This is a genomic window from Variovorax sp. PAMC 28711 (genome assembly GCF_001577265.1).
Taxonomy (GTDB): domain Bacteria; phylum Pseudomonadota; class Gammaproteobacteria; order Burkholderiales; family Burkholderiaceae_C; genus Variovorax.
Genome location: NZ_CP014517.1, coordinates 1989750 through 2005445, shown reverse-complemented (window position 1 = coordinate 2005445; position 15696 = coordinate 1989750). Strand labels below are relative to the sequence as shown.

The following is a 15696-nucleotide window of genomic DNA, read 5'->3' as shown; positions in this document are numbered from 1 at the left end:
ATGGGCGGCGCACGACACCAGGAGTCCTGCCATGACAGTTCAACGATTCAGCCAGGAAAGCGCAACGGCCACCGCCTGGAAGAATGGCGGCGGCAGCACACGCGAGATCGGGAGCTGGCCGCCCGGTTCCGGGCTCGACGATTTCGATTGGCGCGTCAGCATCGCGACCATCGAGGCCAGCGGCCCGTTCTCGGTTTTCACAGGGGTCGACCGCACGATCATGCTGCTCGCAGGCGACGGCGTGCAGTTAAGGGGTGAGGGCGTGAAACATCTGCTCGACACGCTGCACGAGCCTTTCGCTTTCAGCGGCGATGTCGCGATCCAGTGCACGCTGCTCGGCGGTGAGTCGACCGATTTCAACGTGATGAGCCGTCGCGGCCGTTGCCGTGCCGAAGTGCGGATCGTGGAAGACCGGCCGGCGCTGCTGCAACGCTCGCGCCGCGGCCTCCTCATGAGCATCGACGGCCACTGGCGTGTCAGCGGCTCGCAGCTGACGCAAGGGCAGGGCATCTGGTGGGCCGACGAGGCGCAGGAATGGGATCTGGAGCCGGCCAGCCGCGGCGCGCGCCTGGTGGTCGTGGACATCCACGACGCCGACGAGATCGAGTCGAGTCCGTGACGCCCTTCGCATCGCACCCCTCGGCCGACGGTCTCTGGACCCGGCTGCGCGCCATCGACGGCACCGACACGGCCCTCGTCGTCGAGGCCGGCGTGATCCGCTGGACCGGCAAGCGCGCGAGCCTGCCCGCGCGGTTCGCGTCGATGCGGGTGCACGACGGCGGCGGCGCGCTCGTCACGCCGGGCCTCGTCGATTGCCACACGCACCTCGTCTACGGCGGCCAGCGTGCCAACGAGTTCGCGATGCGGCTGGCGGGCGCCAGCTACGAAGAGGTGGCGAAGGCGGGCGGCGGCATCGTCTCCAGCGTGCGTGCCACGCGCGAGGCGAGCGAAGACCAACTCTTCGAGAGCGCCTCGTCACGCCTTCGCAACCTGCTGGCCGAAGGCGTGTGTGCGATCGAGATCAAGTCGGGCTACGGTCTCGCGCTCGAACACGAGCGCAAGCAGTTGCGCGTGGCGCGCCGGCTGGGCGAGGCGCACGGCGTGACGGTGCGCACCACCTTCCTCGGCGCGCATGCGCTGCCGCCCGAATACGCCGGTCGCAGCAGCGACTACATCGATCTCGTCTGCACGCAGATGCTGCCCGCGCTCGCCGCCGAAGGGCTGGTCGACGCGGTCGACGTGTTCTGCGAGCGCATCGCGTTTTCTCTGGAAGAAACGGAGCGTGTGTTCCAGGCGGCGCAGGCGCTCGGCCTGCCCGTCAAGCTGCACGCCGAACAGCTGTCCGACATGGGTGGCGCGGCGCTGGCCGCGCGTTACGGGGCGCTGTCGTGCGACCACATCGAGCACTTGTCGGCTGCCGGCATCGCCGCCATGCGCGAAGCCGGTACCGTGGCCGTCTTGCTGCCCGGCGCGTACTACACGCTGCGTGACACGCAACTGCCGCCCATCGCCGCATTGCGCAAGGCCGGCGTGCCGATGGCCGTATCGACCGACCACAACCCCGGCACTTCGCCCGCGCTCAGCCTGCTGCTCATGGTGAACATGGCCTGCACGCTGTTCAGGCTGACCGTGCCCGAGGCGATCGACGCGGTCACCACGCACGCAGCGCGCGCGCTCGGCTTGCAGGCGACGCACGGCGCCATCGCCGCCGGCATGCCGGCCAACTTCGTGTTGTGGAACCTGCAGGAAGCGGCCGAGCTGGCCTACTGGTTCGGCCAGCGGCCCGTGCGCACGGTGGTGCGGCAGGGGCGCATCGCGGAAGGCCTGGGCGCATGACGTTGCGGTCGTTGTTTGCGGCCGATGCGCTGCTGCCGAACGGCTGGGCGAAGAACGTCGCGCTGGCGTGGGATGGAGCGGGGCGACTCGTGCAGCTCGAGGTTGGTGCAGCGCCCGCAGCTGGCGCCCCCACCGCCGCCGGCCCGCTGATTCCCGGTATGCCCAACCTTCATTCGCACGCCTTTCAGCGCGCCATCGCGGGCCTGACCGAGTACCGCGGCGAGGCGCAGGACAGCTTCTGGAGCTGGCGCACGCTGATGTACCGCTTCGCGTCGCGGCTCGGCCCCGAACAGCTCGAAGCGATCGCGCTCGGCCTCTATGTCGAAATGCTCGAAGCGGGCTACACGTCGGTCTGCGAATTCCACTACGTGCACCACGACGCGGACGGCCGCCCCTACGCCGACGACGCGACCCTCGCGCTGGCGCTGATGCGCGCGGCGCGGCACGCCGGCATCGGCCTCACCTTGTTGCCGGTGCTCTACCAGACCAGCGGCTTCGGCGGCCTGCCGCCCAACGACGGGCAGCGCCGTTTCATTCGCTCGACCGATTCGATGCTGCGCTTGCTCGAGCGCCTGAAACCGCTGTGCGATGCCCAGGGCGCACGCCTCGGGCTCGCCCCGCATTCGCTGCGCGCCGTGCCGCCGGACGGTTTGCGCGAGGCGCTGGCCGGCCTGCACGCGATGGACCCCACGGCGCCGGTGCACGTCCACATCGCCGAGCAAACGAAAGAGGTCGACGACTGCGTCGCGTGGAGCGGGCAGCGGCCCGTGGCGTGGCTGCTCGACCACGCGCCGGTCGATGCGCGCTGGTGCCTCGTGCACGCCACGCACCTGGACGCCGGCGAATACCGCCGCGCGGCCGCGAGCGGTGCGGTCGCGGGCCTGTGCCCGACCACCGAGGCGAACCTCGGCGACGGCATCTTCGACCTGCCGGCGTGGCGCGTGGCCGGCGGTGCCTGGGGCATCGGCTCCGACAGCCACGTCTGCGTCAACGCGGCCGAAGAGTTGCTGATGCTCGAATACAGCCAGCGCCTCGGCACGCGCCAGCGCAATGTCGCGGCCGATGCCGACCGTCCGCACGTCGCGACGGCGATGACGCTCGCGGCCGTGCAGGGCGGCGCGCAGGCAGCGGGCCGCGCCATCGGGGGACTCGCCGTCGGGCAGCAAGCCGATTTCGTCGTGCTCGACGCGACGCACACCGCGCTCGCCGGCCTGCCCGCGCACGACATGCTGTCGTCGCACGTCTTCGCCAGCCACCGCACCAGCGCGATCGACGCGGTGTGGGTGGCCGGCCAGCCGCGCACGGCAGCCGGGCGCCATCTTTTTCACGACAGCGCCGCGGCCGGCTTCGTCGCGGCGCGCCGCCAACTGCTGGACACCCCATGAGCTTCACCACGACCGAGCCGCCGTTCCGTTTTCGCCAGGGCAAGCGCCCTCTGCTGATCTCGATGCCGCACGTCGGCACGCATGTACCGCCTGCCATTGCCGCGCGCTTCAGCGACGAAGCGCGGCATGTGCCCGACACCGATTGGCACCTCGAGCGCTTGTACGACTTCGCGGATGAACTCGGCGCCTCGGTATTGGTCGCCACACACTCGCGTTATGTGGTCGACCTGAACCGGCCGCCCGACAACCAGAACCTGTACCCGGGCCAGGACACGACCGGCCTCTGCCCGGTCGACACCTTCGACAAGACGCCGATCTATGCCGCCGGCGACGTGCCGGACGACGTCGAGATCGCCGCGCGCCGCGACGCGATCTGGCGTCCCTACCACGCGCAGTTGAAGACCGAGCTCGGCCGCCTGCACGCACGCCACGGCACCGTCGCGTTGTGGGACGCGCATTCGATCCGCTCGCACGTGCCGCGCTTCTTCGATGGCACGCTGCCCGACCTGAACCTGGGCACCGCCAACGGCACGAGCTGCGATCCGGCGCTGGCCGACACACTGCTTCACATCGCCACCACGGCGCCGGGCTACACCGGCGTGCTGAACGGCCGCTTCAAGGGCGGCTACATCACGCGGCAGTACGGCAACCCGGCCGGCGGCGTGCATGCGGTGCAGCTGGAGCAGACGCAGTCGAGCTACATGCAGGAGGCGCTGCCCTTCGACTATTTGCCCGAGGTCGCGGCCGGTGTGCAGCCGCCTGTGCGGCGGATGCTGGAGGCGGTGTTGGCCTTCGTGGAGGGTTCAGCCGAACGAGGATCGTTCTGTTCTGGTCCCGGTACGCGCACTCCGCGAGCTCGGATTAGCGCGTACTGAGTTCGGGCGTTGCCCGTGCGCCGTTGACGAACTCGATGCTGGTGAGATCCTTCAACACTGCGGTAGAAATATCGCCGCTTCCGGGGAGTTAAAGGCTGGCTGATTAAATTTGAATCCCTGTCGTTCCATTGACTGGCCGCGCAATCCCAATTTTGCTTTAAGGCCCAAGGTCTCGCGTTCGTCCCGTGGATAGAAGCATGGTCCGCATGAGACATTTCTCGCGGGCTACTCCGAGGCGAAGTGAGTTATCGATCCTATCTAGGTCTAATGCTGTGATCGGGAGCGGGCGGCTGCGATGCTGAATTGACGAATTCAATGCTCGAAAAAATCTTTAGCACCTTGTCTAGGACGTCGTGTTTGGGGTTCATCAGGTAACGCACATGTGTGTACCCGCACAGCGCTGAGGTCGAGGTTTCTTCTTTAAGGCAATAACTGAACTTGCGTTGTCTGAACTGAGGCTTCCCACTGGTCTCGTCCAACAGCACGCCGACACCTATCCAGTTTTTTCCTTTGAAATTAATGATTTTGAAATGCTCCTCGGGATAAAAACACGGAGAACTTCTATTAACTTTACTTCTTTCATCGCGGCCAAATCGATGTGGATCGCATGATTGCTCTCTTCCATCGGCCGGAACCCATTTACCATCTCTTCGAGTGACACCAAGGGCAATATTAATTTCGTTTAAATTCGATTCCTCAGGATGCAAATTTGATTTGCAATTTAACGGAATGTTGACAACCTGCGCCCAATTTTTTGAAAAGTTATTAAAGTAAATCGCTACGGCATCCGGGCTTTCTTGATTGGGGCCTTCGATATAACCACCTTGCAGATCACCAACAACCAGCTTGCAACTCCCGTGCACTGTCGCGATGACTGTCGGCATAGTCGACTGCGAAGCAGGCGGCGCGGGAACGACAACACTCACTTTTTGCGCAGAGACTTCTGCACCGCCGCACATCGCCAATACGAGCAAGAGGCTAAATATTTCGGCGCGAGGAGTTTTCATAGGACTCTCCTGATCCACCCGTCGGGCAAACATTTCATTTGTCCTTGAGCATCCGCAAACTGTTCACAGTCCGTCAGCACCAACACGGCGGAAACGTAGGCTTGGAACCGCGCTTGCACCCCATATATCGATCCGAAGTTGCTCGACGGATGCCCAACATTCACAGTCGCCGCCACGTTCCCGAAACTGCTGTGTGTGTAGTAGACAACAGCGCCGCTCGACGTAATTACGGGGACTCTCTTGAACGCTGCGGCCGGGTCGGCGCTTGAGTTTGCTTCGCTCCACGCCCAATAGGCCCCCGCGCTATCGCTCGGCGTATGTCGTTGCGATCTAGAGTCCGCGAGAGAATTTCGAAGGGCGACCAGGTCGAGCGGTAGTCGTCCTTCCAGCGCTTGCAAGGTCGCATTGTTGCGCGACGTGTCAGCAGTCTTTTGCGCGGCCCCAAGCTGCGATTCCAACAGCGGACTGAAGTTCATCCCTCTGAACCTTGCATACCTTAAGTAATTTGCGGGCCAGGTAAGTTGCAAGAATCCCCTTCCGTACCACGGGGCATAGCGCGTGCTCGGCCCGCCACCTTCAGCCAACAATGCGAACCACTGAGTTTCTTGCATCGCGTTTCCATAAAACGCACTTAATCGCTGCGATGTCGTGATGCAATATTTGCGGGCGGCTCTGTTCAGCGGCATCAGGTTGTCTTCGAGATTTCGCCGCCCAAAACTCACCGTCTCGTTCGCCCAAGTGGTAGCGCCGGTCTTTCGAAGCGCCGACCGAGGGAACATTTGAATGGCCTCGTTCACGCTCAACCACAAGCACCGTCGCATCATTCCAATGAACTCCCGCGGATGCACCCGCCAGTCCGCGTCCTTGAACCCCTGCGGCAGGTTGTCGAAGCTAAGCGCCTCCAAGTGTTTCTGCAGGTTGGGCCAAGCTTCCGGCGCCTTCTTGAAACCCTCGAAGTCCTGCACGAACCCATAGCGCGCCTTGACACTCGCCCGGTCCCACTCGCTCGGGAACTTGCAGATCGCGCGCCGGAGTTTTTGCTTCACGGCTTCGTCGCCGATTCGCCTTGCCAGTTCGCTGGTCTCCATGCGCCGGGTGTTCGTTGCATCCGGATCGCGGATCAGGTTCTTGAGGTTGGCTGAATCGCAGCGCTGATCGTTCGGGCTGGTGTCGTCCTGGATGCAGTTCCAGCCCATGGCCGGCAGGAAGTCGGCATCGCTGAACTTGAAGCTGCCGCTGGCGTTCAAATCGGCCCACACCTTCTGGCCATTGGCATCGGCGATGCGGCGCCAGTGCGCTGCGTTGGAAGGCAGAGGGTCCTTGTCTGTCGCCGCCGGGCCGCGGCCCAGGTTACGGCCGAACCGGAGCAGTTCGTACCAACCGCTGGGACTGCTGCTTGCCGGTGCACCGGCTGCAGGCGCCGTCAAGCTGTCGTGGCGGGCGTTGGCGAGTTTGTAGAGCTCGTATTCGACGTCGGGCTCTGTCGGCATGGCACTCACCTTGCGGCCCCGCTCATCGAAGGTCTCGAAGGTGCATCCGCCCAGTTCGTAGGTCATGCGGACCCAGAGCGCGGTGCCCAGCGTGGTGCCGCCGGTGCGGCGCAGGTGGTTCTTCGGCAAGCTGGTGCCGGTATCCGTCGGGGTACTTGCCGGCAAATAGAAGTACAGGCTGCCGAAGACGCTGTCGATGCGGCCGTCTGCGGTCGGTGCAGGCAAGGCGGCGGGCGCTATGGCGGGTTCGACCCAGTCCGGGACACGACCGATGAGCTTTTGCAGGTTGGCCGCGTCCAGGCAGATCTCGAAGTGGATCTGGCCTTTGTGGCCGTAGATCTGCCCGGCGGTGCCGATCTCGTCCTTGCGCCAGATCGCATCGCCTTTATGCAGGGGTCGTTTGGACTTGCCGGGGGCAACTGCAATTTTGGCGACGCTCGACAGGTGCATGTACAGGCTGTAGTACACGAGCTCGGTGGGCGTGGTGCCATTGGCACCGATTTCGGTCTTGTGCTGGAGGATGACGCAGCCGTTGTCGGTCCAGGCGGCGGTCTTGACGTTGGGTGGATCGAAGGGGTTGTAGTTCTGGGCGTGATCGACACTGGGGTCTAGGGCAGTCGGTTCGCTGGCGAAGACGACTTCGCCATCGGCGATGGCGCGCACCGGCAGGCTGGCGCCGCTCGCCTGGGGTGCCTGCAGGTGGATGCCGTTGTGCAAGGCGAGGTTGTAGCTGAGGGGGAAGGAGCCTTCGAGGGCTTCGGTGCGGGGAAGGCGCGAGTTGGGTTGCGCCATGGCCTGGTCGAGCCAGGTGTCGTCTGTCGAGCCGGTGACGCGAAGCGGAAGGAAGGGTGGGCTGAGGATCATGGGCGCGCCTCGAGTTCATGCCCAAGGCGCAGCAAACCGACGACGCAACGGATCGTCCGTATATTCATTGTTCAACTCCCTGACGGCCACTCGGAAAGCGAATGGACCGCCAAGATCGTAGCGTACAGAGTGAGGGCTTTCGAGCGCTGCGGAAGCCTTGGTACCCGCGTTTCTACAATCGCCCCATGAAGCCCCTCGTCTACACCCGCGGCCAGGCATTGCCCGGCATCCTCTCGCAGCGCATCGCCATCCTCGACGGCGCGATGGGCACGATGATCCAGCGCTTCAAGCTCACCGAAGAACAGTACCGTGGCGAGCGCTTCAAGGATTTCGAGCGCGACGTGAAGGGCAACAACGAACTGCTCTCGCTCACGCGCCCCGACGTGATCCGCGACATCCACGAGGCTTATCTCGCGGCCGGCGCCGACATGGTCGAGACCAACACCTTCGGCGCGACGACCATCGCGCAGGAGGACTACAAGATGGCGCATCTGGCGCGCGAGATGAACGTCGAGTCGGCCAAGCTCGCCCGCGCGGCGTGCGACAAATACAGCACGCACGACAAGCCGCGCTTCGTCGCCGGCGCGCTCGGCCCGACGCCCAAGACCGCGAGCATCAGCCCCGACGTGAACGATCCGGGCGCCCGCAACATCGACTTCGAATCGCTGCGCGCGGCCTACTACGCGCAGACCGAAGCGCTGGTCGAAGGCGGCGCCGACCTGATCCTGGTCGAGACGATCTTCGACACGCTCAATGCCAAGGCCGCGCTCTTCGCGGTCGAGGAGTATTTCGACAACACCGGCCAGCGCCTGCCGCTCATCATCAGCGGCACCGTGACCGACGCGTCGGGCCGCATCCTCTCGGGCCAGACCGTGACGGCCTTCTGGCACAGCGTGCGCCATGCGCAGCCGCTGGCCGTCGGCCTGAACTGCGCGCTCGGCGCGGCGCTGATGCGTCCGTACATCCAGGAGCTGGCCAAGGTGGCCGGCGACACCTTCATCAGCTGCTATCCGAACGCCGGGTTGCCCAACCCGATGAGCGACACGGGCTTCGACGAAACGCCCGACGTCACCTCGCGCCTTCTGCACGAGTTCGCGGCCGAAGGGCTGGTGAACATCGTGGGCGGCTGCTGCGGCACCACGCCGGACCACATTGCCGCGATCGGTCAGGCCGTGGCGCCGGTGCCGGGTCGCGTCGTGCGCAACGCGTTCTACCGCGAAGCCGAAGAAGCCTGAGCGTCGGCGGCCTCGGCCGCGTTCTTAGTGCGCGCAATCAACGCGACGAAGCGCTGCGCGCCCAGGCCGAGCGGCCGTTCGCGCGACCACACCACGTCGACCCACAGGTCGAGCCCGTTCGTGAGGTTGTCGAACGGGATCTCGACCAGCGCACCCGTCGCCACGTGCGGGCGCGCGAAGGTGCGCGGCAGCCAGCCCCAGCCGAGGCCGGCGGTGATCAGGCTCAGCGCGGCGAGCGCGTTGTCGGTGCGCCAGACGTGCCGCGAGAACACGAAGCGCGGATCGCTGATGGCGAGGTCGCGGCCGGCCACGACGATCTGGCGCGTCGAGGTCAGATGCGCTTCGCGGAAGCTGCCGCCGGCTGCCGTGAGCGCCGGATGGTCGGGCGCCATCACCGCCACCATGAGATCGCTCGCCACTTCCTGAAACGCTTCGCGGCCGTCGAGGCTGGGCCGCTCGAACACCAGCGCCAGCTGGGCGCGGCCGCTGTGCAGCATGGCGAGCGCGTCGCCCTGCGGCGCGGCCAGCACTTCGACTTCGAGCAGCGGATGTTCGAGCGCCAGCGTCGCCAGCGATGCGCTCCACGGCGCGGCCAGCAGCTCGGGCGCGATCGCCAGCGTGAGGCGGCTCTCCAGGCCCTGCGTGAGCGCCAGCGCGTGCACCTGCAACAGCTTCAGCTGCGCGGCCATGAGGCGCGCCTGCGGTTCCAGCGAGCGGGCCGCGGCGGTCGGTCGGGGTTCGCGCCCGGTGCGATCGAACAGCGGCAGGTCGAGCTCGGCCTCGAGGTGGGCGATGGCCATGCTGACGGCCGATGGCACCCGGCGCAGCGCCCGGGCGGCAGCCGAAAAGGAGCCATGGTCCAGCACGGCCAGGAACACGTCGACGTTGTCGCTGGAGAAACTCATGGCCCTCAATCTATCAGTAGAACTGAAAGAAGATGACTTTTGTTATCAGCCAGTCACACATAAAGTGGCCGGAACCACTCAGTTTTGAAAGAACAAGGTCATGCAGGGCATCAAGCGTCGGGTCGTCTACATCTCGCTCTACGAAGGCATCGCCATCGTGGCGGCGAGCATCGGGCTGGCCCTGATGTCGGGCGAAGGGCTCGGTCATTCGGGCGTGCTGGCGGTCATCGCGTCGGTCATTGCCGTGCTCTGGAACCTGACGTTCAACGCGCTGTTCGAGCGCTGGGAATCGCGCCAGGCCGTGCGCGGCCGCAGCCTGCGCCGGCGCATCGCGCACGCCGTGGGCTTCGAGGGCGGCCTGGTCGCATTCCTGGTGCCGGTGTTCGCCTGGTTCCTGGGCGTGAGCCTGTGGCAGGCGCTGATGATGGACCTCGGCCTGGTGGTGTTCTTCCTGATCTACACCTTCGTCTTCAACTGGGGATTCGATCGCGTGTTTGGTCTGCCGGCATCGGCTGCCGGGACGGAGGCCGCGCCGCAGCCTGCCTGACCCTCGTGGGGCGCGGGGCGCCCGCGCGGCCGTGCAACACTCGCCGCATGTCATCTTTGGAATGGGCCGCGTCCGCCCTGCAGGCGTTCGATGGGGTGGTCCAGGCCAGTCAGGGTTTCCGCAGCCGAGCGGGCCAGCGGCGCATGGCGGAGCAGGTCGCCAGAACGCTCGCTTCGGCAACGCTCGGCAAGGCGCGAAGCGAGGATGAAAGCGAGGACGATGGCCCGGCCGATCCGCCGGTGCGTGCCATCGCGGTCATCCAGGCCGGCACCGGCGTCGGCAAGTCGCTCGCCTACTGCGCGCCCGCCATCGCGCTCGCACTGGCGCGCAACACGCGCGTCGTCATCTCGACCGCCACGGTCGCGCTGCAGGAGCAGCTGGTCCACAAGGATCTGCCGGCGCTGGCCAAGTTGCTGCCCACGCCTTTTCGCTTCGCGCTGGCGAAAGGCCGGGGGCGTTATGTGTGCGTGCAAAAGCTGGAACGTCTGACCGGCGTGGCCGTGGAAGTCGTCGACGCCGAGCCGGGCGACGACAGCTACGGCGACCTGTTCGCCAACGACGACGCCCACGACGCCCCCGAGTCGGCGAGCCGCCCGGCCCGACCCGCGCACGAGGTCGAGGCGCGGCTGCAGTTCTACACCGGCGTCGCCAAAACGCTGGCCAGCGGCGCCTGGGACGGCGATCGCGACTCGCTCGACACCCCGCTCGTCGCCGAGGCCTGGCTGCCGATGGCCGCCGAGGCGGCGTCGTGCACCGGCAAGCATTGCCCGTCGTTCAACGAGTGCGTCTACTACGAGCGCCGCAAGACGCTGGTCGGCGCCCAGGTGATCGTGGTCAACCACGACCTGCTGCTGGCCACGCTCGGCAACCGGCAGCTGCCCGAGCTCGACAACTGCCTGCTGGTGCTGGACGAAGCGCATCACCTGCCGGCCACGGCGCTCGCGCAGTTCGCCTGCCGCATGGACCTGGGTCGCCACGGTTGGGTCGAGCGGCTGGCGCAACGGGCCGTGCGCGTGGGCGTGCGCTTCGAGGTGACGGAGGTGGCCGACATTCCGGCGCATGCCTCGCAGATGCGCCAGGCGCTGCAGGAAACCGAGCGGCTGGTGCTCGACCTGTACGGCGACGCGCTGCAGGCCGACCCGAACGCTGCGCCGGGCCGGGGTCCGGCGCGCGTGCGGCTCCCGCTCGGGGCGCTGCCCGAAGCGTTGCAGGGGCCGCTGGGCCGTGTCGCGCACCACGCCGAAGGTTTCCTGGAGGCGCTGCGCGTCATCGCCACGGCCTTGCGTGCCGAGTTGCGCGACCAACCCGCCATGGCGCGCAAGTTGTCGGCCGTGTATGCGCAGCTCGGCGCCCTGGCGCCCCGGCTGGAACAGACGCTCGACACCGCCCGGCTGCTGCTGCGCGACGCCCCGCCCGACGGCGTGCCGACCGCCAAATGGTTCACGCTGGACGTCGACGGCGACCAGCCCACGCTGCAGGCGCACGCCAGCCCGCTGTTGCCCGGCGCCACCTTGCGGCACCAGCTCTGGAGCAAGGTGCGCGGTGCCGTGCTCACGTCGGCCACGCTCACCAGCTGCGGCAGCTTCGACTTCTTCCTGCGCGAATCGGGTCTGCAGGGCGACGCTGCCGCCACCACGCTCGAAGTGCCGAGCCCGTTCGACTACGCCGCGCAGGGTCGCCTGATCGCGATCGAAACCCGTGCCGACCCGCGCGATGCCGATTACGTCGCGCAGATGGTGCAGTTGCTGATGGGCGACCTGGCGGACGTGCGGCACGGTGCCCTGGTGCTCTTCACCTCGCGGGAGCAACTGCGCCTGGCGCTCGAGGCGCTGCCGCCCGAGCTGAAGCCGCGCGTGCTGGCCCAGACCGCGATGCCGCGCCAGCAGCTCATGGCCACGCACCGCCACCGTGTGGCCGAAGGCCAGCCGTCGATCATCTTCGGCATGCAGTCCTTCGGCGAAGGGCTCGACCTGCCGGGCACGCTGTGCGAAGCGGTTTTCATCGCCAAGCTCCCGTTCGCGCCACCCGACGATCCGGTCGGTGAGGCGCGCGCCGAATGGCTGCGCACGGTGGGCCGCGATCCTTTCAGCGAACTCGTCGTGCCGGCCACGGCGATTCGATTGGCGCAGTGGGTGGGACGCGCGATTCGCAGCGAGGAGGATCGCGCGTCTGTGTATTGCTACGACAGGCGGTTGGTGCGGACGTCGTATGGGCAGCGGTTGTTGAAAGGGTTGCCGCCGTTTGCTTTTTCGACGGTGCGGGTGAGGGGTGGGGTCGCCGCATAGAGCGCCCGGCAGGCGGTGCGGGCCGGGCGACCCCGGTGCGCCGGCCGCTTCGCGGCTCCCCTGCGGTGCTCGGGCCATCGGCTGCGTCGCAGAACTCGCTGCGTTCACTTCGTTCTCTTCACTCAGACAACTGCGGCGAGTCAGTGGTTGAAGTGCGCTGCGCGCGCAGCCGATGGCCCTGCGCTCCTCAGCGGCGCACAGGGGATCGCCCGGCCCGCACCGCCTGCCGGGCTTGGGGGGACGCAATCGTTGCGCTCGCCGCAGAGAGATCACAAAGGCATACCGCCCGCCGACGCCCCACACCACACACAACCGCTCCGACAACCAGCACCCCGGCAAAGACAACTAAAATCGACGGCCCCGAGGAGCGTTGCAGCGGCCAGCCACAGAGCCCCGCCAGGCTCGGGTGTTCTCCGCAACGACGCTCACCTGACCCTCCGCGAATCCAGGTGAGCCCATGTCCGAATCTTCTTCCTCTGCCGTCACGCCCGTCCCCCCCATGAAGCTGTCCGGCCTGGAGCCGGTGCAGATCGGCGAAGGGTCGCTGTTCGTCAACATCGGCGAGCGCACCAACGTCACCGGCTCGAAGGCCTTCGCGCGAATGATCCTGAACGGCGAGTTCGACCAGGCCCTGTCGGTCGCGCGCCAGCAGGTGGAAAACGGCGCCCAGGTGATCGACATCAACATGGACGAGGCCATGCTCGACAGCAAGGCGGCGATGGTGCGCTTCCTGAACCTGATCGCGAGCGAGCCCGACATCGCGCGCACGCCGATCATGGTCGACAGTTCGAAGTGGGAGGTCATCGAAGCGGGCTTGCGCTGCATCCAGGGCAAGGGCATCGTCAACTCGATTTCCATGAAGGAAGGCGTCGACAAGTTCAAGCACGAGGCGCGGCTGGTGCGGCGCTACGGCGCGGCGGCGGTGGTGATGGCCTTCGATGAAAAGGGCCAGGCCGACACCTACGAACGCAAGATTGAAATCTGCGAACGCGCCTACCGCATCCTGGTGGACGAGCTCGACTTTCCGCCCGAAGACATCATCTTCGACCCCAACATCTTCGCGGTCGCGACGGGCATCGAAGAGCACAACAACTACGCCGTCGACTTCATCAACGCGACGCGCTGGATCAAGGACAACCTGCCCGGCGCCAAGGTGTCGGGCGGCGTGAGCAACGTGAGCTTCAGCTTCCGCGGCAACGACGCGGTGCGGGAAGCCATCCACACGGTTTTCTTGTACCACGCGATCAAGGCGGGCATGGACATGGGCATCGTCAACGCCGGCATGGTCGGCGTGTACGACGACCTGGAGCCGGTGCTGCGCGAACGCGTGGAAGACGTTGTGCTCAACCGCCGGCCCGATGCCGGCGAGCGCCTGGTCGACGTGGCCGAGACCGCCAAGAGCGGTGCGAAGGACGAGAGCAAGCGGCTCGAATGGCGTGGCACGCCCGAGCAACCGGTGCACGTGAATCAGCGCCTTTCGCACGCGATGGTGCACGGCATCACCGACTTCATCGTCGAAGACACCGAAGAGGCGTGGCAGCAAATTCTCGCGACCGGCGGGCGTCCGCTGCACGTGATCGAAGGGCCGCTCATGGCCGGCATGAACGTGGTGGGCGACCTGTTCGGCGCCGGCAAGATGTTCCTGCCGCAGGTGGTCAAGTCGGCGCGCGTCATGAAGTCGGCGGTGGCGCACCTGCTGCCCTACATCGAGGAGGAGAAGCTGCGCGACGAGGCCGCCGGCCGCGACGTGCGCACCAAGGGCAAGATCATCATCGCCACCGTGAAGGGCGACGTGCACGACATCGGCAAGAACATCGTCACCGTCGTGCTCCAGTGCAACAACTTCGAAGTGGTGAACATGGGCGTGATGGTGCCGTGCCACGAAATTTTGGCGCGCGCCAAGGTCGAGGGGGCCGACATCGTGGGCCTCTCGGGCCTCATCACGCCGAGCCTCGAAGAAATGCAGTACGTGGCCGGCGAGATGCAGCGCGATGACCATTTCCGCATCAGGAAGATCCCGCTCATGATCGGCGGCGCCACCACCAGCCGCGTGCACACGGCCGTGAAGATCGCGCCGCACTACGAAGGCCCCGTGGTCTACGTGCCCGATGCATCGCGCAGCGTGAGCGTCGCGCAGAGTCTGCTGAGCGACCAGGCCACCGCGTACATCGACGAGATCAACGCCGACTACGACAAGGTGCGCCACCAGCACGCCAACAAGAAGCAGGTGCCGATGTGGCCGCTCGCGAAGGCGCGCGCCAACAAGACGCCGATCGACTGGTCCGGTTACACGCCGCCGGTGCCGAAATTCATCGGCCGCCGCGTGTTCAAGAACTTCGACCTCACCGAGCTCGCCAAGTACATCGACTGGGGTCCGTTCTTCCAGACCTGGGACCTGGCCGGTCCGTTCCCTGCGATCCTGAAAGACGAGGTGGTCGGCACCGAGGCCGTGCGCGTGTATGCGGACGGTCAGCGGATGCTCAAGCGCCTCATCGAAGGGCGTTGGCTCAGCGCGAGCGGCATCGTCGGTTTCTGGCCGGCCAACACGGTGAACGACGACGACATCGAGATCTACACCGACGAGACGCGCAGCGAAGTCGCGATGACCTGGTACGGCATGCGCCAGCAAACCGAGAAACAGATGATCGACGGCGTGATGCGCCCGAGCCGTTGCCTGGCCGACTTCGTGGCGCCCAAAGACAGCGGCCTGAAGGATTACGTCGGCATGTTCGCGGTCACGGCCGGCCTGGGCGTCGAGAAGAAGGAGAAGTACTTCATCGACGACCTCGACGACTACTCGGCCATCATGCTGAAGGCCCTGGCCGACCGGCTCGCCGAAGCCTTTGCCGAAGCACTGCACCACCGCGCCCGCACCGACTTCTGGGGCTATGCCGCCGCAGAAGGCCTGAGCAACGAAGAAATGATCGCCGAGAAGTACAAGGGCATCCGGCCCGCGCCCGGCTATCCGGCCTGCCCCGACCACAGCGTGAAGCGCCCGATGTTCGACGTGATGAACTGCGCCGACATCGGCATGACGCTGACCGAAAGCCTCGCGATGACGCCGGCCGCCAGCGTGAGCGGCTTCTACCTGAGCCATCCGGAGTCGACCTACTTCAACGTGGGCAAGATCAGCCACGACCAGTTGCAGGACCAGGCCGCGCGGCGCCACGAAAGCGAAGCCGACCTCGGGCGCCTGCTCGCGCCGAATCTTTGACAGCCGCCGGAGACCCGTCATTCAGAAGTTGATATTTGCTGCCGCGCATTACG

Annotated in this window: 11 protein-coding genes and 1 riboswitch; of the genes, 8 read left to right on the top strand and 3 right to left on the bottom strand. The window is 66.2% G+C overall.

The annotated features are described in order from the left end of the window. Positions 1-31: 31 nt before the first annotated feature. From AX767_RS09940 to hutG, 4 genes are read left to right on the top strand one after another with little or no spacing between them, the layout of a single operon-like run. A complete protein-coding gene (locus tag AX767_RS09940) occupies positions 32-619 on the top strand; it encodes a HutD/Ves family protein (protein WP_068630891.1) in 588 nt (195 codons plus the stop codon). Continuing rightward, entirely contained in the window at positions 616-1836 is a 1221-nt protein-coding gene (hutI, locus tag AX767_RS09935) for an imidazolonepropionase (protein ID WP_068630889.1), read from the top strand. Before AX767_RS09940 ends, hutI begins: the two co-directional genes overlap by 4 nt. Continuing rightward, positions 1833-3221, top strand: a complete 1389-nt coding sequence (locus AX767_RS09930; RefSeq protein WP_068630887.1) for a formimidoylglutamate deiminase — start codon at positions 1833-1835, stop codon at positions 3219-3221. The genes hutI and AX767_RS09930 overlap by 4 nt, the downstream gene beginning before the upstream one ends. Next, the gene (hutG, locus tag AX767_RS09925) at positions 3218-4096 is read left to right on the top strand and encodes an N-formylglutamate deformylase (RefSeq protein ID WP_082754969.1); all 879 of its coding nucleotides are present in this window, start codon (positions 3218-3220) and stop codon (positions 4094-4096) included. The genes AX767_RS09930 and hutG overlap by 4 nt, the downstream gene beginning before the upstream one ends. Before the next feature lie 254 nt (positions 4097-4350). Here hutG and AX767_RS21370 read toward each other — a convergent pair whose 3' ends face one another. After that, on the bottom strand, positions 4351-5103 hold the full coding sequence (locus AX767_RS21370) for a hypothetical protein (protein WP_156481020.1): 753 nt from the start codon (positions 5101-5103) through the stop codon (positions 4351-4353). Beyond that, a complete protein-coding gene (locus AX767_RS09920) occupies positions 5100-7457 on the bottom strand; it encodes a M23 family metallopeptidase (protein WP_068630885.1) in 2358 nt (785 codons plus the stop codon). The genes AX767_RS21370 and AX767_RS09920 overlap by 4 nt, the downstream gene beginning before the upstream one ends. A gap of 185 nt (positions 7458-7642) precedes the next feature. Between AX767_RS09920 and AX767_RS09915 the strand changes: the two genes are divergently transcribed. Continuing rightward, a complete protein-coding gene (locus tag AX767_RS09915; protein WP_068630883.1) occupies positions 7643-8692 on the top strand; it encodes a homocysteine S-methyltransferase family protein in 1050 nt (349 codons plus the stop codon). Here AX767_RS09915 and AX767_RS09910 read toward each other — a convergent pair. Beyond that, complete coding sequence (locus tag AX767_RS09910) at positions 8668-9597, bottom strand: LysR family transcriptional regulator (protein ID WP_068630882.1); 930 nt, start codon at positions 9595-9597, stop codon at positions 8668-8670. The genes AX767_RS09915 and AX767_RS09910 overlap by 25 nt on opposite strands. A gap of 100 nt (positions 9598-9697) precedes the next feature. Here AX767_RS09910 and AX767_RS09905 point away from each other — a divergent pair, with 100 nt between their 5' ends. The 3 genes from AX767_RS09905 (at position 9698) to metH (ending at position 15643) form a co-directional block, all read left to right on the top strand. Continuing rightward, complete coding sequence (locus AX767_RS09905) at positions 9698-10144, top strand: PACE efflux transporter (protein ID WP_068630879.1); 447 nt, start codon at positions 9698-9700, stop codon at positions 10142-10144. 47 nt (positions 10145-10191) lie between these two features. Then, positions 10192-12429 (top strand): ATP-dependent DNA helicase DinG, encoded by a 2238-nt coding sequence (gene dinG, locus AX767_RS09900; protein ID WP_082754967.1) that lies wholly within the window; start codon positions 10192-10194, stop codon positions 12427-12429. Positions 12430-12787: 358 nt separating this feature from the next. Next, positions 12788-12863, top strand: a riboswitch (S-adenosyl-L-homocysteine riboswitch). A gap of 65 nt (positions 12864-12928) precedes the next feature. Then, positions 12929-15643: a methionine synthase gene (gene metH, locus AX767_RS09895; protein WP_082754965.1), complete on the top strand. Its 2715-nt coding sequence runs from the start codon at positions 12929-12931 to the stop codon at positions 15641-15643. The last annotated feature ends 53 nt before the right edge of the window (positions 15644-15696 follow it).

Bases quoted from the DNA above. Each gene is read 5' to 3' on its own strand.
- AX767_RS21370 (WP_156481020.1), bottom strand. From the start codon at position 5,103: ATGAAAACTCCTCGCGCCGAAATATTTAGCCTCTTGCTCGTATTGGCG.
- dinG (WP_082754967.1), top strand. From the start codon at position 10,192: ATGTCATCTTTGGAATGGGCCGCGTCCGCCCTGCAGGCGTTCGATGGG.
- AX767_RS09915 (WP_068630883.1), top strand. From the start codon at position 7,643: ATGAAGCCCCTCGTCTACACCCGCGGCCAGGCATTGCCCGGCATCCTC.
- AX767_RS09920 (WP_068630885.1), bottom strand. From the start codon at position 7,457: ATGATCCTCAGCCCACCCTTCCTTCCGCTTCGCGTCACCGGCTCGACA.
- hutG (WP_082754969.1), top strand. From the start codon at position 3,218: ATGAGCTTCACCACGACCGAGCCGCCGTTCCGTTTTCGCCAGGGCAAG.
- AX767_RS09905 (WP_068630879.1), top strand. From the start codon at position 9,698: ATGCAGGGCATCAAGCGTCGGGTCGTCTACATCTCGCTCTACGAAGGC.
- AX767_RS09910 (WP_068630882.1), bottom strand. From the start codon at position 9,597: ATGAGTTTCTCCAGCGACAACGTCGACGTGTTCCTGGCCGTGCTGGAC.
- metH (WP_082754965.1), top strand. From the start codon at position 12,929: ATGAAGCTGTCCGGCCTGGAGCCGGTGCAGATCGGCGAAGGGTCGCTG.
- AX767_RS09930 (WP_068630887.1), top strand. From the start codon at position 1,833: ATGACGTTGCGGTCGTTGTTTGCGGCCGATGCGCTGCTGCCGAACGGC.
- AX767_RS09940 (WP_068630891.1), top strand. From the start codon at position 32: ATGACAGTTCAACGATTCAGCCAGGAAAGCGCAACGGCCACCGCCTGG.